The sequence below is a fragment of the Paraflavitalea pollutisoli genome (assembly GCF_029360705.1).
GTDB classification, from domain to species: Bacteria; Bacteroidota; Bacteroidia; order Chitinophagales; family Chitinophagaceae; genus Paraflavitalea; species Paraflavitalea pollutisoli.
Genome location: NZ_JARKMX010000005.1, coordinates 1 through 15,173 on the forward strand (window position 1 = coordinate 1; position 15,173 = coordinate 15,173).

Below are 15,173 nucleotides of genomic sequence, written 5' to 3' on the forward strand. Positions count from 1 at the left end.
TCCGGATAGTTTAGGACTTTAGCTTGCTTAGCAGCCTTGTCCACCTCTTGATGCCTTGTATACAGTTTCTGTTCGTCGGACCGGGACTTTGCCGCAGGCTTCCTCCAGATTCCACCTCGCGGTGGACACCCTTGCCATTGGCTAACGGTTCCCACTATCAAGGCCCGTAGAGGACTCCCACCTCCAAGTTTAAGATCATGCTGGGCACACTAATAAAAAAGCGTGCAGGGCAATTCCTTGCACGCTTTTTTTATGTAGAAGGCCGATTCAAGTATTGATTAGCACTTTATCTATCTTTCCAACTGTGTCCTTGACAGCTCAAGGTCTTCCTGCCTTTCCCACCGTATGGCAGGACTGCCAGAAGGTCCGCGCAGTTACCTCGCTGCTTAGATGCCTTGTCTCCTCGATGCCTTAGCATCCTCGCCGCCGTATAGCTGGACTGCCTCAGTGCCCCCTCAGCTGCCTAGATGTCTTGTTGCCTCGATGCCTTACTCCCTCGATGCCTTGTTCCCTAAATGCCTTTAGAAGAATCTTTTAATAATCCGCAGCTGATGGGTACGCTGCCCCGTGTCAGTGTTGATGATGCCGGCATTGTCGATCTTATCGATCCTGACCTTGCCCGAAGCATGAATGATCTCCGACTCGCTCAACAGAATGCCCACATGTGTTATCCGTCCTTCAGCATTGTCGAAGAAGGCCAGATCGCCGCCATGAACTTCCTGCAAAAAGCCGATATTTTCACCTTGTGTGGCCTGCAGGTACGCATCCCGTAGCAGGGGAATATTAAAGAACCGGAATACCAACTGACAAAATCCACTGCAATCGATCCCGAATACCGAACGGCCACCCCACAGGTAAGGCGTATTCAGCAATCGTACCGCACGCGCCTGCACCGCTTCCGGTGTTGGCTGGGTATTGGCAGCATTCCAGGCACTACCGGTCGTGTATTGCAGCTTATAAGGTCCCGCCTGCACCACTTCCTGTGCAGGTGCCAGAATGGGCGTTCCCATCGGCACCCAGGCCGTCGTTCCATTGATCAGCACCTTGTCTGTCCAATCGCCTACCAGCATGGAAGGGGCAACCACCCCAGGCCATTGTTCGAGGATCACTACCTGGCTTCGCTGGCACCAACCTTCATAACCGTCATGACTGCCACGCAGCTTGACAAAATATTCCGCCTCGTCCAGCAGCTCGCCGCCTTCACCCAACAAAAGCTGGCTGATCATCTCACTTTTATGACTCGATTCTGCCCGCATGGGACTTACCGGTACACAGCATACGACAAATGGCATAATCAGTTATTATTTAAGAACAAAGAAAGAAAAAGGGAAACGATTTGTGAAAAATATTCGTTCTTGCATCCATAGAATAGAAAAGAGCTAAATTACCCTGAGTGAAACCTGATCAGCATGAACATATGACCGACATGGAGTTATTGGATCGCTTCAAGATCGATCGCAATAACCAATGGCTCGGAATACTACTGAAGAGATATACACTTCTGCTGCTCGGTATCTGCATGAAATACCTCAAAAACGAAGAAGAAGCCAAAGATGCCGTGCAACAGGTCTTTGTAAAAGTACTTACAGACCCCACCACCGCCAACATCCAAACCTTTCGTCCCTGGGTAGGCACTGTCGCCCGAAACCATTGCCTCATGAAGCTGCGGGCAAAACCCAACCGGATCGTCGAGATACAAGAAAAAATGATCCACACACGCGGCGAAGAATCGGAAGAAAGACTGGCACACCTGGAAAAAGACCGGAAACTGGAATTAATGGAAGAAAGCATGCGGGAACTCAGCAAGGAGCAGGAACAGTGCTTAACTTTGTTTTACCTGGAGAAACGGTCGTACCAGGAGATCACCGACCAAACCGGATATTCCATTCAGCAGGTTAAGAGTTATATTCAGAACGGCAAACGAAACCTGAAGATCGCGATCGACAAAAAAATCAATGCCTCCTGATACCATGCTACCGGCCATCAAATCAACATGAACCACGATTTATTAAACATATTATCGAACAGCAACAAGGACATCGACAACCAGAAGTTGATGGACTACCTCGCGGGCAAACTGTCCGAAGCGGAAAAGCACGAGGTAGAACGCTGGATGGCAGATAACGACTTTGCCGATGAGGCCATGGAAGGACTGGAGCAGTTCTCTAATAAGAAAGACCTCACCGGTTATGTGGATCAACTGAACAAGGAGCTGAACCAATACATCCAACAAAAGAAGCAACGGCGCGAAAAGCGCAGGATCCCGGAGCAACCCTGGACCTACCTGGCCATATTCCTCGTGCTGGCCCTGATCGTACTGGCCTGGTTCATCATCAAAAAACTACAACACGGATAAGCGCCTAGTAGGTGATCTTATCCGGCTTGGCAACCCATTCTGCAAATACCTGAACAGCCCCCGGCCGCCCGAGGTTGACCAAGGGTATTTTTCGATCACCCACTGGCGCAGCAATCTCCTCATAGATGAAAGAATCATCGAACCCGGCCGCGGAAGCATCCGTTCTCGTGCCGGCAAAAAACACCTTGTCGGGCCTGGCCCAATAAATGGCTCCCATACACATCGGACAAGGTTCACAGGAAGTATACAACTCACACCCCGTCAGTTGGTGCGTATGCAATTGTAGACAGGCATCCCGGATGGCCACCACCTCGGCATGCGCCGTAGGATCATTGCTCGATGTCACCGAATTACACCCCTGTCCTACGATCTCATCACCTTTCACGATCACACAACCGAAAGGGCCACCCTTGCCGGCGTTCATACCCTGGCGGGCCAGATCGATAGCCGCCTGCATAAAATGCTGTTCCCGTTCCGTCATAACACTTTATTTTAACCGCTAAATTACAAAATACCTGAAGGCCGGCTGGCCCCAATAATTGTTTACATTGTTATACCATAATTGCATAAAATGAAGAAACTGTTGTTGTTTTCGCTCTGTTCCGCATTTGGCCTCCTTGGCTTCGCACAAAAGCTAAGCTATGTGGTCGCTTTCCCCAATATCGTTCACCACGAAGCAAAGATCACGGTGGTTGCCTCCGATATCCCCCAACGCACGGCCCTGTTCCGGATGAGCCGCTCCTCCCCGGGCCGATATGCTACCCACGAATTTGGCAAAAATGTGTACGACGTAAAGGCATTTGACCGCGCCGGCAAATCGCTTGTCGTCAATCGTACAGAGGGAGACGTGTATGAGATTCGCAACGACGGGTATGTGAAACTGGAATATACCCTGTATGCCAATCATCCTGACGGCACTTATGCCGGCATCGATGAAACCAATATCCACTTCAATATGCCAGCCGTATTTATGTGGGTAAAAGGCATGGAGGAAGCGCCGATCGATATCAACTTCCAGCTGCCGGAAGGAAAAAAGTGGACCATTGCCACCCAATTAAAACCTGTGCAAGGCAATCCTACCCTTTTTACCGCTCCCGGGCTGCAGTATTTTATGGACAGCCCCACCAAGATCGGCGAGCTGATCTGGAAGACCTGGACCCTCAAAAACCCCGATGGAAAATCATACCAGTTCAGACTGGCCATGGAAGCGAAAGCCAGCGAAGCGCTTGCCGACAGCTTCGCCCGGAAAGTACATACCATCACAGAAGAAGCCCAGGCGGTGTTTGGCGAAGTGCCTGCCTACGATTACGGCACCTACACCTTTATCGCCAGTATCAATCCTTATGTAAAAGGAGATGGTATGGAGCACCGTAACTCGACCATGATTGCCCTGCCAACCCAATTCGATGGCAACAATTACCTGCTCGATGTATTCTCCCACGAATTCTTCCATTGCTGGAATGTAGAGCGCATCCGCCCGAAAACGCTGGAACCCTTCAATTTCGAAAAGAGCAATATGAGCAATGAGCTCTGGTGCGCCGAAGGCTTTACGCAGTACTACGGCGACCTGCTCATGACCCGGGGCAAATTCCAGACAGTAGACGAATACATGCCCTCCCTGGCCGGCCTCATCAATACCAAAGAAAATACTGCCGGCGCCAAAAGGTTTTCGCCTGCCGAAGTAAGTCGTCATGCCGTCTTTGTGGACGCCGGCGTAGCTATTGACAAGAGCAACTATGTCAATATGTATACTTCGTATTACCCTTATGGCGGTGCCATTGCCCTCGCACTCGACCTGGAATTACGTACACGCTATAAAGGCCTGACCCTCGACAGTTATATGACCACACTCTGGAAAAAGTTTGGCAAACCAGAGAAGGCCTATACCATTCCCGGGCTTGAAGCTGCCCTGGTTGAACTTACCGGCGACAAATCATTTGCGACCAGCTTTTTCAGCAAATACATTACCGGCCACGAATCTTTCAATTATGCCCCCCTTGTAGAAAAAGCAGGACTGGTACTCAAAAGAGCCAATGAGCAAAAGGCATGGATGGGTTCGGTTCAATACCGGGAAGGCAATAACCTGACCATTGCCAGCAATACGGTTATCGGCACCCCGCTGTACATGGCAGGCCTCGATGTAGATGACCAACTCATCAGTCTCGATGGCAAACCCGTCAAAAAGCAAAGCGACCTGGAACCAATCCTCAAAGAACACAAACCAGGTGACAACATCGTCGTTGAATATCAGCACAGGGGTAATACCAAAACCGCCACGATCATACTGGCCGGCAACCCGCAATACAGCCTGGTGACTTTTGAGCAGGAAGGAAAAACGCCTACTGCCGACATGCTCGCTTTCAGGAACAGTTGGTTTGGCAACAAAGCCAAGTAGTGAACCGGGCCAACGCAGCTTTCCGCAAGCCAGCCATGCCAGACACAATACAAAATACTCAACCCATAGCCAGGAAATAAAGCCTGGCCAACAGTAAAAGGGCCTTGCCGGTATTCACCAGCAAGGCCCTTTAAATGATAGGTTATTGATGTAGCTTATTGATACTGAATATACATCGGCCTTGGCTTCAGGCTCAGCACCTCTTCAGGTGTCATGATGCGGCTGCCGGGCTCACGGAAATCGTTCTTATAAAACAGCTTAAAGCCGGTGTACTGAACCGGTTCGCGATGGATGAAAGACCGGTACGTACTGATCTTCCGGGCCTTCGCTCCCCAACCGTCCATATCCATCACGATCTGCACTTCTGGTTGCAGCTTAATATTCTTATAGTTAGTAACCATCGCTTGCGTAAAGCGGTGTACCACCAGGATCTTGGGAGGCAGGTTGTTTTCTTTCACGATCTTGGCCAGGTAGTTGGACACGTAATTGATATCGGCAGCATCGAAGCTTCCGATCACCGAACCAGGCCTGGCGCCAGTTTTCATAGAGAACTCCGGATCGACACCGAAGTGAACATGCGGCATTTTGAAGTACTTTTCAAATTGCGGCACCTCTTCCTGAACAGAACCTGTACCTACCTGTATATCGATGAAAACCAAAGCATTGATCTTCGCCGCCATGGCGATTACCTTGTCGAGCTCTTTGAACGGCATACGCAGGCGGTATTTACCACCGGCACCGGGGCTACCCTGAGCAGTGACTGCGATATAATGCAGTGCGGGCACTACTTCTACCGCCGTATCGGCTGCCTGCCAGCGTTTTACCTCTCCTTGCAGCTTTTCCAGCATCTGCTGTTCGGGCAGTTCGCCAAGGATGCCCATCTTCGTAGAATACAGGTTGCCATAATAGGCCAATACCCGCTTCATAGGTAGTATGGCGCCCGGTAACGGGTAGTCACCTTTTACAGGCCATTTGCCGGTAGAGTCGCCGTTGACCATCAATCGGGTACTTTCATTGTACCAGGCGGTATCCAGGAATGCCGTAGGAGCCACTACTGGCGCAGGTTCTGTCGCCTGCGTTTTTTTGTCCGTAGTATCAGCCGACTTGACGGCGGCCATAGCTTCAGCAGAAGTCGATTGACAATTACTCAATAAAGAGATACACATAGTCGCTGTAACACACAGCGAGGAGGCCTGATACCAGGTCTTTTTGTTCATAGTGAATGATGTTTAAACAGAGCGTAGCCTACTACGGCAACTCGGGTTTCGTTCAAAGAGGTTTGCAAATATAGGTAACACTAAAAACGTACCATTAATAAAAAAAGTATGTATCAAAAAGAAGGTTTTCGGATAAGGTGTACGTTGGTAACGGTTTGCTAAAACACGCTGGGCAAGGCACCCCAAATTTAATCCCGGATTCAATACCCGCCCAGGGAATAGCTGTAACTTTAGGTACACAAACATCATCGTTCTTTAAAACATCTCGCCATGGGTACGCTTCAACAGATCCACAACTGGAGCCTGATGCATCACCCCCGCTGGCTGGTAGTGCCCCGGGTAGCATTAGGTCTCTGCCTCTTTATCAAAGGCATTTCCTTCATGGTCAATTCCGTTCAGGCTCACCAATTATTGTACAACACCGCCTTTGCAGCCTCCGCCGACGGAATCATCATTGGCATCACCTGGGCCCACTTGCTGGGAGGCTTCCTGATCATCATCGGCCTGCTCACACGCTGGGCCATCCTGCTGCAAATGCCGATCCTGCTGGCAGCCATCATGATCATGGCCAACCAGTACGGCCTCTTCGCCTCAGGCGCAGCCTTACCACTGACGGTCATCATTTTTTTGTTGCTGGTATTCTTCCTCGTAGAAGGAGGAGGACCTCTTTCGCTCGATAATTACTTCCGGCTCAACCCCAAATGAGAAAGGCCTTACGGCTTATGCTCCATTGTAAACAACGCCCGAAGTAGGCGTTTCATGCAGCTCCAGGTGGTCCATAGCGGGCAACAGGGGCTTCAGCCTGTTCCATATCCATACCGCAATGAGCTCACAGGTAGGGTTCTCCAGACCGGGCACATTGTTCATGCACTTATGGTCCAGCTCAGCCACTACCGGCTTTACCAGCCCTTTCAATACCGCAAAATCCATGACCCAGCCCAACTGGGGGTCGGGTTGCCCCTTGATCCAGATACGCAAACGGTAAGTATGCCCGTGCATTTCCTTGCACTTATGGCCATCCGGAACATTGGGCAGAAAATGAGCCGAATCGAATGTAAATTCCTTATAGATCAGCATAGCACTCCTTGTGAGGGCACAAAGGTACGGGCTATTGCACAAAAAAAGTGGAGTTGAGAACAACTCCACTGTCTTCACTTGGCGTATGATCTAATGGAAAATCATTTATGCAGGGTGATCCTGGGCAGGTCCGTTTCCCGGCCACGACTGATTTTTACCCCTGTAATGGTGGTGTCCTGGTAGCCGTTGGAGGCATTGATGAAGACATTATAGGTGCCTTCCTGCAGACCTCTTACTTTGAACTCCCCATTCCGCCAGGGTATAGCATAACCTGTATCCTGGGCATTGTAAACACTTACTACCGGAACAGCCTCTTTGGGTAATACCTGGCCCTCCAGGCTACCGGTCGCTTTCACGGTGAATATTTTAATGATCGGTAACAACAGGAATTTGCCCCGCACGGTAATGATCGATCTGGATATATCGAAATCCAACCAGAGGCGATTGCGGCCTGGTCTCCATTCGTCCCAGTCCTTGCTCTTCAACTTAAGCACGATAGTCGCCTGGGCACCGGGAAACAGGTCCAGGGGGTAAGTGACACTGTCTTTGACGAGGGAGTTGTTGCTACCCAGTACAATTTTGATCTTTCGGATATTCCCCTTCGGTATAATGCCACTGGCCAGCAAGGTGTCGACCCCGTTGCGCAGGCCCAGCAGATCGTACACGCCGGGCGCAATGTTGAGGTTATCCCAGATCACACAACGATCTTCATGATCATCATCACCGTGACCACGGCCACGATCATCGTCATCATCGTCATCCTGTTTGTTCTTATCGCAGGTATCGGTCAATACCTGAACGCTTTTGATGTCGATCAGTACTTTGTCGAATAATGCAGGATCATCGGTGAGATACAACTGAACCTCTTGCTTACCGTCGGGTAGTGGTTCATCTTGAGAAGAGGCATCTTTTTTACAGGCATGGAGAACAAAAGCAATGGCAAGCACCATTGAGCCTAAGCCCAATAGCTTTCCTTTTGTGGTCATATTAGTAGTGTTTTAAAGAGGTAAAAGAAACCCTTACACAGCAGGTATTACAAGTTCTATGCCTAGGCGTTGAAAAGTGGATAAAAAATGGCGACACCATTGCAAATGGGTTGGTTTTAACAATTTGGCTGAAGGAGTCCATCACCCTGGTACCCCATCTCCCATGGATACACACTACAGGATACAACATAAAAAAAGGCCCTGTAGTCCCATCTGTCTCCATCACAATTACGTATATAATTAACTTCCCGCCAAGCACCCTCTGCTATGAATTTTCCTCTTTTACTAGGCCCGGTGCAAAAAACTCCAAATTAAAATAGTCCACTATTTTGGTAGACTTAATAGTTATTCCTATACTTGCACTCAGAACAGACATTCATGCAATCACAGAACTCAATAGCACGATGTAGTTGATGATTCCTAACAGGAATACGCACCTATTTGTTCATCTAAAAAGATACACATGAAACCTGCATCGGCTTACAGTTGGCTCATCGCTGTACCAGCCTTCATCACGAGCCCTTCGGCCATCTATCCATCCAGGCCGGTAAAGATTGAAGGGAATATCGTTCATAACCTAAACGGTAAACAGGTCGAGAATGCCTATGTCTACATCGTGTCGGGAGAAGAAGAGGCCCTGAGCGGCAAAGATGGCATATTCACCATATCCACCTGGCAGCAATTGCCGGTAACCCTGGTAGTAGAACATCCTAAATACAAATCCAAGCAGATCAGCATTAAAGACCCTGCCCAAAAAACTACGATCAGGCTGGATCTTAAATAATAGCAAGTACCCATCATTCAACGTTGCTCACTATGAAGCTTAACATACTGGCCTTTGCAGTACCGCTTTTCGTTTCCTTTATGATATTGGAGTATGTTGTTGCCAGGCGAAAAAGATTGCCCTATTTCAACCTGCACAACTCCATAACCAATGTCGCCGTGGGCATAGCAGAACGCCTGATGGATGTATGGGTTGTAGGCTTGTTCTATTTTGTGTACGACTACCTGCAAAAGAACTATGGCTTGTTTGACATTAAACCGAACCTGCTGCTTTGGCTATTACTGCTGCTGTGTACCGACTTCATGTGGTACTGGTACCATCGCCTGGCACATGAGATCAATATATTCTGGGCAGCGCACATCGTGCACCACCAGAGTGAGGACTTTAACTATACCGTATCGGCAAGAATAACCGTGCTGCAGGCTTTCCTACGAACCGGATTCTGGGCCATACTGCCCGTGCTGGGTTTTCCGGCTTCGATGATCACCAGCATTTTACTGGTACACGGATTATACCCGTTTTTTATCCATACCCGGCTCATTGGCAAATTGGGCATACTGGAGTACATACTAGTAACCCCTTCCCATCACCGGGTACACCATGCCAGCAATGAACAATACCTCGACAAGAACTATGGCGATGTATTTATTATCTGGGACAAGCTCTTTGGCACTTTTCAAAAAGAAGAAGAGGATGTAGCCATCAAATATGGATTGACGCATCCCTTGAAAAGCTATAGCTTCCTGTGGCAGCACTTTCACTTCATCGCGGAACTGACCTATGCAGTCAGACGTACACCCGGTACCTGGAACAAAGTGAAGCTGCTCTTCAGCAAGCCGGAACAGGTAGATCCTGCGGTACGGGAAATAGCAGAAGAAAGATTCAGGATCAAACAGAACGACGCCGCCTTCGACGCCCCGCTCAACCGGTACGTTGTATGGCAGATCGGGCTCACCATGGGACTACTGTTCATCTTTATCCTGTTTGAGCATTATTTACCGCTCTCGCAACAGGTACTGATCTCACTGGCTATATTGCTGACGCTGATCAACTGTGGAGCCATCATGGAACAGAAACAATGGGTCTACTACCTGGAATTCTTACGGCTATTAACGCTGACAATAGGTTTCATACTGGCTTACCCAGCTATTTGGCTCAACATCATACTGCTTTTTGTAGCCATCCTGCTGATAGCCTATTTCGATACCATCCGAGTGTATTACCTGGAGTGGGTATATGACCGGCACAGAAGATCTTAACATAAACACGAGTTACGTGGCCGAGGGGAGAGGCGAAGGTTGGCAAGACCTTCTACGGTGGTTCGACTCCACCCGTAACTGCATTGCATCGGTTCAACTTTCATACCTGAACCTCCGGGTGATGTGTCTACATCGCCTTCAAATTATTAGCCGACGGCATGCCCCGGCGGGTCGCAAGACCAAACCTTCTTTTTCGTATGGCAAGCAATCGTTGATGAACGGGCGGTGTTTCTACACTGCCTTTTTTTATTCTCCAAACGGTAATGGCATAGTGCCTGATGTTACACCAGCCGGTATCTCTGTATGCTCCCATTGCCACACAAAAACACCACACAAGAAGACGCCTGGATAATAGCTATCCTTAGTTAGCCAAGATCAACTCTGGTCGCTTGATGAACTGGCGATTGTACTTAAACTTGACATTCGTATTGAATTCGAACCGCCACCGGTCGCCGAAGTAATTCTGTCGGGGAAAGAAAAAGGCCTTGAACTCCAGGGTACCGAAAATAAGACTCTCATTACGGCTACGCAAGCCACCGCCAATACTACTATACAGATCACTTTTCTTCAACTCCTGTTTTTCCGGAGTCAGCAACGTCAGGTTGCCGAAGATGAAAGGAGCAAAACGAAAGTTCAGGAACATCCAGGGGCTGAAAAACACCGACTCTCCTTTGAGCGTACTGCGGATCTCCCCATATACCCGTTTATTGTTGCGCAGCTCTGGCAGACCGAAAGGACTTTCCAGGAATAAGGGCTCATTCAATTCCTTATTCGCCTGCAAGGTAAAACCGGCACTAATGAAGGTGCGCTGCTTCCAGTTTTTACTCAGCGTCTTAAGATTGGAGAAATAGTCCAGGTTAAAAAGCACGTCCACATCCTCGATCACTTTTTTATTGAAGTAACCACCCACCCGCGCAGTATAGTTGAAATAATGCTCCTTCTCGGTAAAGAAGAAACGCTGAAAATCAATGCCTGCATAGGGCCGGTCGCGCCCCTGCGTTTGCGTATACCCAGCCGTAAACGACAAATCCATACCTTCGGGCACATCCTCATTACGCCCAAAACCGTAAACATACCTTACTTTATAAAAGTCCTGGCGGAAGATCGACAGCGCAGCCAGCGCGGCCGTCCGGTCGATATAATCATAATAATACTCCTGAGAAAACACATCCGGTACTTGCTGGAATTGCTTACGGAAAAACCGCATGCTTAATAAGGTCCGCAAACGGTCGTTTTCGTTTTGCACATTACCCACTTTATAGGCGCCCGTATTCCAGCCTATCCAGGTATCGTAATTATAATATTCATATTGCGCATCGGTCTTGTATACCGAGTCGCCGAGGTACATGTTTTCTGTCCGGTGATAAGCCACCTCCCCTGCGTAGGTAAATCGCAGATAGGGATGTACCAGCGGCCTGATCAATCGTGCATAATAGGTCATCTCTTCATTGCGGCCACTGTTGAACGCCCTATTAAAATTATCAAAGCCAATATAACCGTCGATAAAAGAACCCCCAATATTCCGTTTAATATACTCCGCACCGTAACCTACCCGCTCTTTTCGGCGCTGATCGTACAACAAGCTTCCCTGCAAACGGTCTCCCCATCCCCCAAGGTTGTCTTCCCGCAAGGTGCCGCTCACACTCGTAGAATTCCGCATCCTGAACGAGCCGCCGATCGACAATACATCTTTGGTAAAAATGGTAACATCCACCGAATCGAAACTTCTGTCGGAAGAGCGGATAACAATCCTTGCGTCCTGCATATAAGGTTGGTCACGCAAATGCCGCTCATTATCCGCCAGGAGGTAAGGAGAAACCTTATCACCCACCTGGAAAAAAAGGTTATTCCGGATCACGTGGTTACGCGTCTTATGGTGAAAGCTATTTGCCAGGTTGGTCAGCTTGCTTTTAAACCGTCGGCTGGTATCCGCAATGGCAGTACCGAAATCGAGGACCTCTACATTTATGCTCCGGATCACCCGGCCATTGTAGATACTAAATAACAGGTCATTTCGGATGGGACCGGTAACCGGGTCTCCGGTAGGATTGTTCGATAGGAGGTTGCGGGCCAGCTTTCCAAATAAACCACGCTGCCGGAGAATAAAACTATCGAGCGAGGCCCGGCGGGCGGTATCCGTCTTTTTCAGCGATGCTTTATTGATGGTCGTATCAGGCTCCACCTGGGCCGGCAGTTCTATGACCAGCAGAAAACACAAAACACTCAGTAAAAAAAGGGACGACCGCATACACCGCATAGCTTTCCGCCTGATTATGAATAGCAAAATAAGCTTTTACCAAGAATACTTTGCAAAAGAGGTACCTCACCCAAAACTACCTGAAACGCCCGCCAGGCACCACACTACCCATAAACCCCTAAAACGCAGGCCAGGCCTCGATCAGGCTATACAGTCAGCCCGGTTGCCGACCCTTAACATCCGGTAAATGAAATGTTAAGTTTCCACCCATCCGATGTCCAAAACAGTTTATAGGCCGTTTGCCCCCATTCATTAAACAAATAGCACAGTTTACTCAATAGCACTTTTCAGCAGCCGCCAGCCACATTAGTTTTGTGTCATCAAAGGAGCAAACGACCAGCAGACCTTATCGTAATTGAACCTTGAGACTATGAATTTGATCCTTTGATTGGGAAGGCGTACCGTAGCTTATCACAAAGAGCAAAGCGTACCCCCACAAAAGAAAGATGTTGTAACGACCCTTACAACAACCAATCAACAACCGGGACGGTGTGTAGCAGGTATGTGAACAGTATGGCCAGTAGACAACAAATTATTTAGGATTGCCGGAAAGCAGCGTGTGAAGGATGACAGGTTCCAGGCAGTCGCTGAAAAAAAGCAAAGCAGTGTGTTGACGTCCCGGTTTCTTTAAACTTCGGTTACAGTTTTTCAAAGGAATATACATATTGGATGGTTTACCCAACTCCCTTTTTGTCTAAAAAGGGAGTCGTTGTTTTTAGACCATTCTAATCCGCACAAACAATCCCCTTCGGGCAATTTGAGTACCTTCAGGCTGGCTTTGGATCGCAAAATCGCCAGGCCCAAAAACTATAGCCCATGCCTTCGTACAAGGGAGCCATTACTTTGGCGGGATTGATGAGAGCAGCTTTCCGGGAGTTCCAAAAGAACGATCCGTTGCGGATAGCTGCGGCCACTGCCTTTTTCACCACTTTTGCCTTGCCGGCCATCGTCATTATTCTCATCCAGATCTTTGGCCTGATAGCAGGTCGCAGAGCCATCGGGCAGCAGCTATTTACCGGTCTCACCGATATTTTAGGGCCCAATGCCGTGGAAGAAATGCGGGCTACCCTCCGCAATGTGCGGCAGCTGGCGCAGGCCTGGTACATCGCCGCAGGCGTATTCCTGTTCCTGATATTCGTATCTACGACCCTGTTCAAAGTGATCCGCGACACACTCAACCAGCTTTGGGACATCCGGTTAAAAGACAGTACAGGATTTCTTTTCCAGTTGCGCCAAAGGGGCCGCTCCTTCCTCATCATTTTACTGGCCGGAATGTTGTTCCTCACTGTCCTCCTGGCGGAAGGATTACTAACCTTGCTGCCTGAAAAAGCCGATCTGCTCAACCGCCTGCTCAAGCAGATCATTTCCGTCATTGCTGCCACAGCCTGGTTTACCCTGGTATTCAAATACATTTCCGACGGCTATACCAACTGGCGAACCACCCTCGCAGGCGCCTTCTTTACCGGTCTGTTGTTTACAATTGGGAAAATGATCCTGGGTGTACTACTGTCCTACAGCACGATTAAGAATATCTATGCCACCTCTACGTCTTTCGTATTGTTACTGTTATTCGTCTTCTACTGTTCGTTTATGTTCTATTATGGCGCCTGCTTTTTGAAAGTATGGGCATCGCACAAACAGCATCCCATAACACCGCACCGGCATGCAATCAGGTACAAATTGTCGATGGTGGACTAATGGGCAACAGGCGCCAGACCTCGCCTGTTATAATATCTCCGCGATATGCTTTTTGATATTGCTGGCAATCTTTTGCGTGGGCAGGTCATTGGCATCACTGCCAAAAGGATCTTCGATCTCTTCGGCGATCAGCTCCAGACTTGCGAGCACGTAGAATATAAACGCGACCACAGGAACCGCAATATAGCCCAGGCTGAATACGAAGCTAACAGGCAGGGTCATTACATAGAAGAAAATGAATTTCTTGAGGAAGACACTATAAGAAAAAGGAATGGGCGTATTCTTGATCCGCTCGCAGGCACCGCAGGTGTCGGTAAAAGCAATCAACTCGCCATTCAGCACGATCAGCTGATCACCGGTGATCACTTTCTCCTGGTACAATCGGTTTACCCGCTTTACCAACAAGGCGGCCACCTGGTTGGGTATATGCTTGGCATGATCCAGCTCACCCAGTTCCGGATGCTCTTGCTCGTCCAGCGCCAGCCGGGTGCTTTCTTCACCAAGATGCCTCGACAGGACGTTCGCATACATGGGTATCACCCGCCTGAAAAAAGAACGGTTACCCTCATCACCCGGCTCCAGCATGGCGTTCATCTTGATGGCCAGGTTACGACTGTTGTTCACCAGCGCTCCCCACAATTTACGCCCCTCCCACCAACGATCGTACGCCGTATTGGTGCGAAATACCAGCAGCATCGAGATCACGAAACTCAGCAAGTTGTTCATTATCGAAATATTCTTCAGGTAGTTATTCTGACTCAGTTGAAAAACCTCCAGTTCGAGAAAAGCGATCAAACCGGTATATAGAGAGATACCCACGATCAGTGGTACCAGTTTACGCAACGTATCAGCTTTGTGAAAACGGAAAACAAAAGTGAACCAGTCTTTGGGATTGTAAGTGATCATACCACAAAAATAATCGCCGGCGGGATATGAAAAAGAGGTTGTACAAAAGACAGCTTTAAGAATTTCGCGCTCCTAAGAGCACCGCCTCACGACGGATAAACCAAAGAACGCAAGGTAATCATTCATGTTTTTCATCATTGCGTTTTCCCCCTTTGTTTTACAAGCGAAACCAGACCGCTTTGACAACCTCTGTTATTTTAACGAATTACTGTAAATGGATTGGACAGATTAAAGGTAT

General features: G+C 48.8%; 14 protein-coding genes. 7 read left to right on the top strand and 7 right to left on the bottom strand.

Annotation, left to right across the window (positions count from 1 at the left end):
* Positions 1-521 precede the first annotated feature (521 nt).
* Positions 522-1,292, bottom strand: coding sequence for a C40 family peptidase (locus tag P2W70_RS12510; protein WP_276481806.1), 771 nt, complete (start codon positions 1,290-1,292; stop codon positions 522-524).
* Positions 1,293-1,393: 101 nt separating this feature from the next.
* Between P2W70_RS12510 and P2W70_RS12515 the strand changes: the two genes are divergently transcribed.
* Both P2W70_RS12515 and P2W70_RS12520 read left to right on the top strand, forming a co-directional pair.
* Positions 1,394-1,966, top strand: a complete 573-nt coding sequence (locus tag P2W70_RS12515) for an RNA polymerase sigma factor (RefSeq protein WP_276481807.1) — start codon at positions 1,394-1,396, stop codon at positions 1,964-1,966.
* 27 nt (positions 1,967-1,993) lie between these two features.
* Positions 1,994-2,356 carry an anti-sigma factor gene (locus P2W70_RS12520; protein WP_276481808.1) on the top strand — a complete coding sequence of 121 codons (363 nt, stop codon included), beginning with the start codon at positions 1,994-1,996 and terminating at the stop codon, positions 2,354-2,356.
* A 4-nt stretch (positions 2,357-2,360) separates the two neighbouring features.
* Here P2W70_RS12520 and P2W70_RS12525 read toward each other — a convergent pair whose 3' ends face one another.
* Positions 2,361-2,837, bottom strand: a complete 477-nt coding sequence (locus tag P2W70_RS12525; protein WP_276481809.1) for a nucleoside deaminase — start codon at positions 2,835-2,837, stop codon at positions 2,361-2,363.
* Between the two features lie 90 nt (positions 2,838-2,927).
* Between P2W70_RS12525 and P2W70_RS12530 the strand changes: the two genes are divergently transcribed.
* Positions 2,928-4,751: a M61 family metallopeptidase gene (locus P2W70_RS12530; RefSeq protein ID WP_276481810.1), complete on the top strand. Its 1,824-nt coding sequence runs from the start codon at positions 2,928-2,930 to the stop codon at positions 4,749-4,751.
* A 155-nt stretch (positions 4,752-4,906) separates the two neighbouring features.
* Here the strand turns inward: P2W70_RS12530 and P2W70_RS12535 are convergent, their stop codons facing one another.
* Positions 4,907-5,968, bottom strand: a complete 1,062-nt coding sequence (locus P2W70_RS12535) for a hypothetical protein (RefSeq protein WP_276481811.1) — start codon at positions 5,966-5,968, stop codon at positions 4,907-4,909.
* 270 nt (positions 5,969-6,238) lie between these two features.
* Between P2W70_RS12535 and P2W70_RS12540 the strand changes: the two genes are divergently transcribed.
* Positions 6,239-6,673 (top strand): DoxX family protein, encoded by a 435-nt coding sequence (locus P2W70_RS12540; protein ID WP_276481812.1) that lies wholly within the window; start codon positions 6,239-6,241, stop codon positions 6,671-6,673.
* A 15-nt stretch (positions 6,674-6,688) separates the two neighbouring features.
* Here the strand turns inward: P2W70_RS12540 and queD are convergent, their stop codons facing one another.
* Complete coding sequence (gene queD / locus P2W70_RS12545; protein WP_276481813.1) at positions 6,689-7,045, bottom strand: 6-carboxytetrahydropterin synthase QueD; 357 nt, start codon at positions 7,043-7,045, stop codon at positions 6,689-6,691.
* Positions 7,046-7,146: 101 nt separating this feature from the next.
* Positions 7,147-8,031, bottom strand: a complete 885-nt coding sequence (locus tag P2W70_RS12550; RefSeq protein ID WP_276481814.1) for a DUF4382 domain-containing protein — start codon at positions 8,029-8,031, stop codon at positions 7,147-7,149.
* 463 nt (positions 8,032-8,494) lie between these two features.
* Between P2W70_RS12550 and P2W70_RS12555 the strand changes: the two genes are divergently transcribed.
* A complete protein-coding gene (locus P2W70_RS12555) occupies positions 8,495-8,815 on the top strand; it encodes a carboxypeptidase-like regulatory domain-containing protein (protein WP_276481815.1) in 321 nt (106 codons plus the stop codon).
* Positions 8,816-8,847: 32 nt separating this feature from the next.
* Positions 8,848-10,074, top strand: coding sequence for a sterol desaturase family protein (locus P2W70_RS12560; protein WP_276481816.1), 1,227 nt, complete (start codon positions 8,848-8,850; stop codon positions 10,072-10,074).
* Between the two features lie 361 nt (positions 10,075-10,435).
* Here the strand turns inward: P2W70_RS12560 and P2W70_RS12565 are convergent, their stop codons facing one another.
* Positions 10,436-12,322, bottom strand: a complete 1,887-nt coding sequence (locus P2W70_RS12565) for a hypothetical protein (protein WP_276481817.1) — start codon at positions 12,320-12,322, stop codon at positions 10,436-10,438.
* 825 nt (positions 12,323-13,147) lie between these two features.
* Between P2W70_RS12565 and P2W70_RS12570 the strand changes: the two genes are divergently transcribed.
* Positions 13,148-14,029 (top strand): YihY/virulence factor BrkB family protein, encoded by an 882-nt coding sequence (locus P2W70_RS12570; RefSeq protein WP_276481818.1) that lies wholly within the window; start codon positions 13,148-13,150, stop codon positions 14,027-14,029.
* A 27-nt stretch (positions 14,030-14,056) separates the two neighbouring features.
* Here the strand turns inward: P2W70_RS12570 and P2W70_RS12575 are convergent, their stop codons facing one another.
* A complete protein-coding gene (locus P2W70_RS12575) occupies positions 14,057-14,935 on the bottom strand; it encodes a bestrophin family protein (protein ID WP_276481819.1) in 879 nt (292 codons plus the stop codon).
* Positions 14,936-15,173 lie beyond the last annotated feature (238 nt).

Excerpts from the sequence above, each read along its gene's own strand:
- P2W70_RS12510 (WP_276481806.1), bottom strand. The coding sequence starts at position 1,292 with ATGCCATTTGTCGTATGCTGTGTACCGGTAAGTCCCATGCGGGCAGAA.
- P2W70_RS12520 (WP_276481808.1), top strand. The coding sequence starts at position 1,994 with ATGAACCACGATTTATTAAACATATTATCGAACAGCAACAAGGACATC.
- P2W70_RS12525 (WP_276481809.1), bottom strand. The coding sequence starts at position 2,837 with ATGACGGAACGGGAACAGCATTTTATGCAGGCGGCTATCGATCTGGCC.
- P2W70_RS12530 (WP_276481810.1), top strand. The coding sequence starts at position 2,928 with ATGAAGAAACTGTTGTTGTTTTCGCTCTGTTCCGCATTTGGCCTCCTT.
- P2W70_RS12535 (WP_276481811.1), bottom strand. The coding sequence starts at position 5,968 with ATGAACAAAAAGACCTGGTATCAGGCCTCCTCGCTGTGTGTTACAGCG.
- P2W70_RS12540 (WP_276481812.1), top strand. The coding sequence starts at position 6,239 with ATGGGTACGCTTCAACAGATCCACAACTGGAGCCTGATGCATCACCCC.
- queD (WP_276481813.1), bottom strand. The coding sequence starts at position 7,045 with ATGCTGATCTATAAGGAATTTACATTCGATTCGGCTCATTTTCTGCCC.
- P2W70_RS12550 (WP_276481814.1), bottom strand. The coding sequence starts at position 8,031 with ATGACCACAAAAGGAAAGCTATTGGGCTTAGGCTCAATGGTGCTTGCC.
- P2W70_RS12555 (WP_276481815.1), top strand. The coding sequence starts at position 8,495 with ATGAAACCTGCATCGGCTTACAGTTGGCTCATCGCTGTACCAGCCTTC.
- P2W70_RS12560 (WP_276481816.1), top strand. The coding sequence starts at position 8,848 with ATGAAGCTTAACATACTGGCCTTTGCAGTACCGCTTTTCGTTTCCTTT.
- P2W70_RS12565 (WP_276481817.1), bottom strand. The coding sequence starts at position 12,322 with ATGCGGTCGTCCCTTTTTTTACTGAGTGTTTTGTGTTTTCTGCTGGTC.
- P2W70_RS12570 (WP_276481818.1), top strand. The coding sequence starts at position 13,148 with ATGCCTTCGTACAAGGGAGCCATTACTTTGGCGGGATTGATGAGAGCA.
- P2W70_RS12575 (WP_276481819.1), bottom strand. The coding sequence starts at position 14,935 with ATGATCACTTACAATCCCAAAGACTGGTTCACTTTTGTTTTCCGTTTT.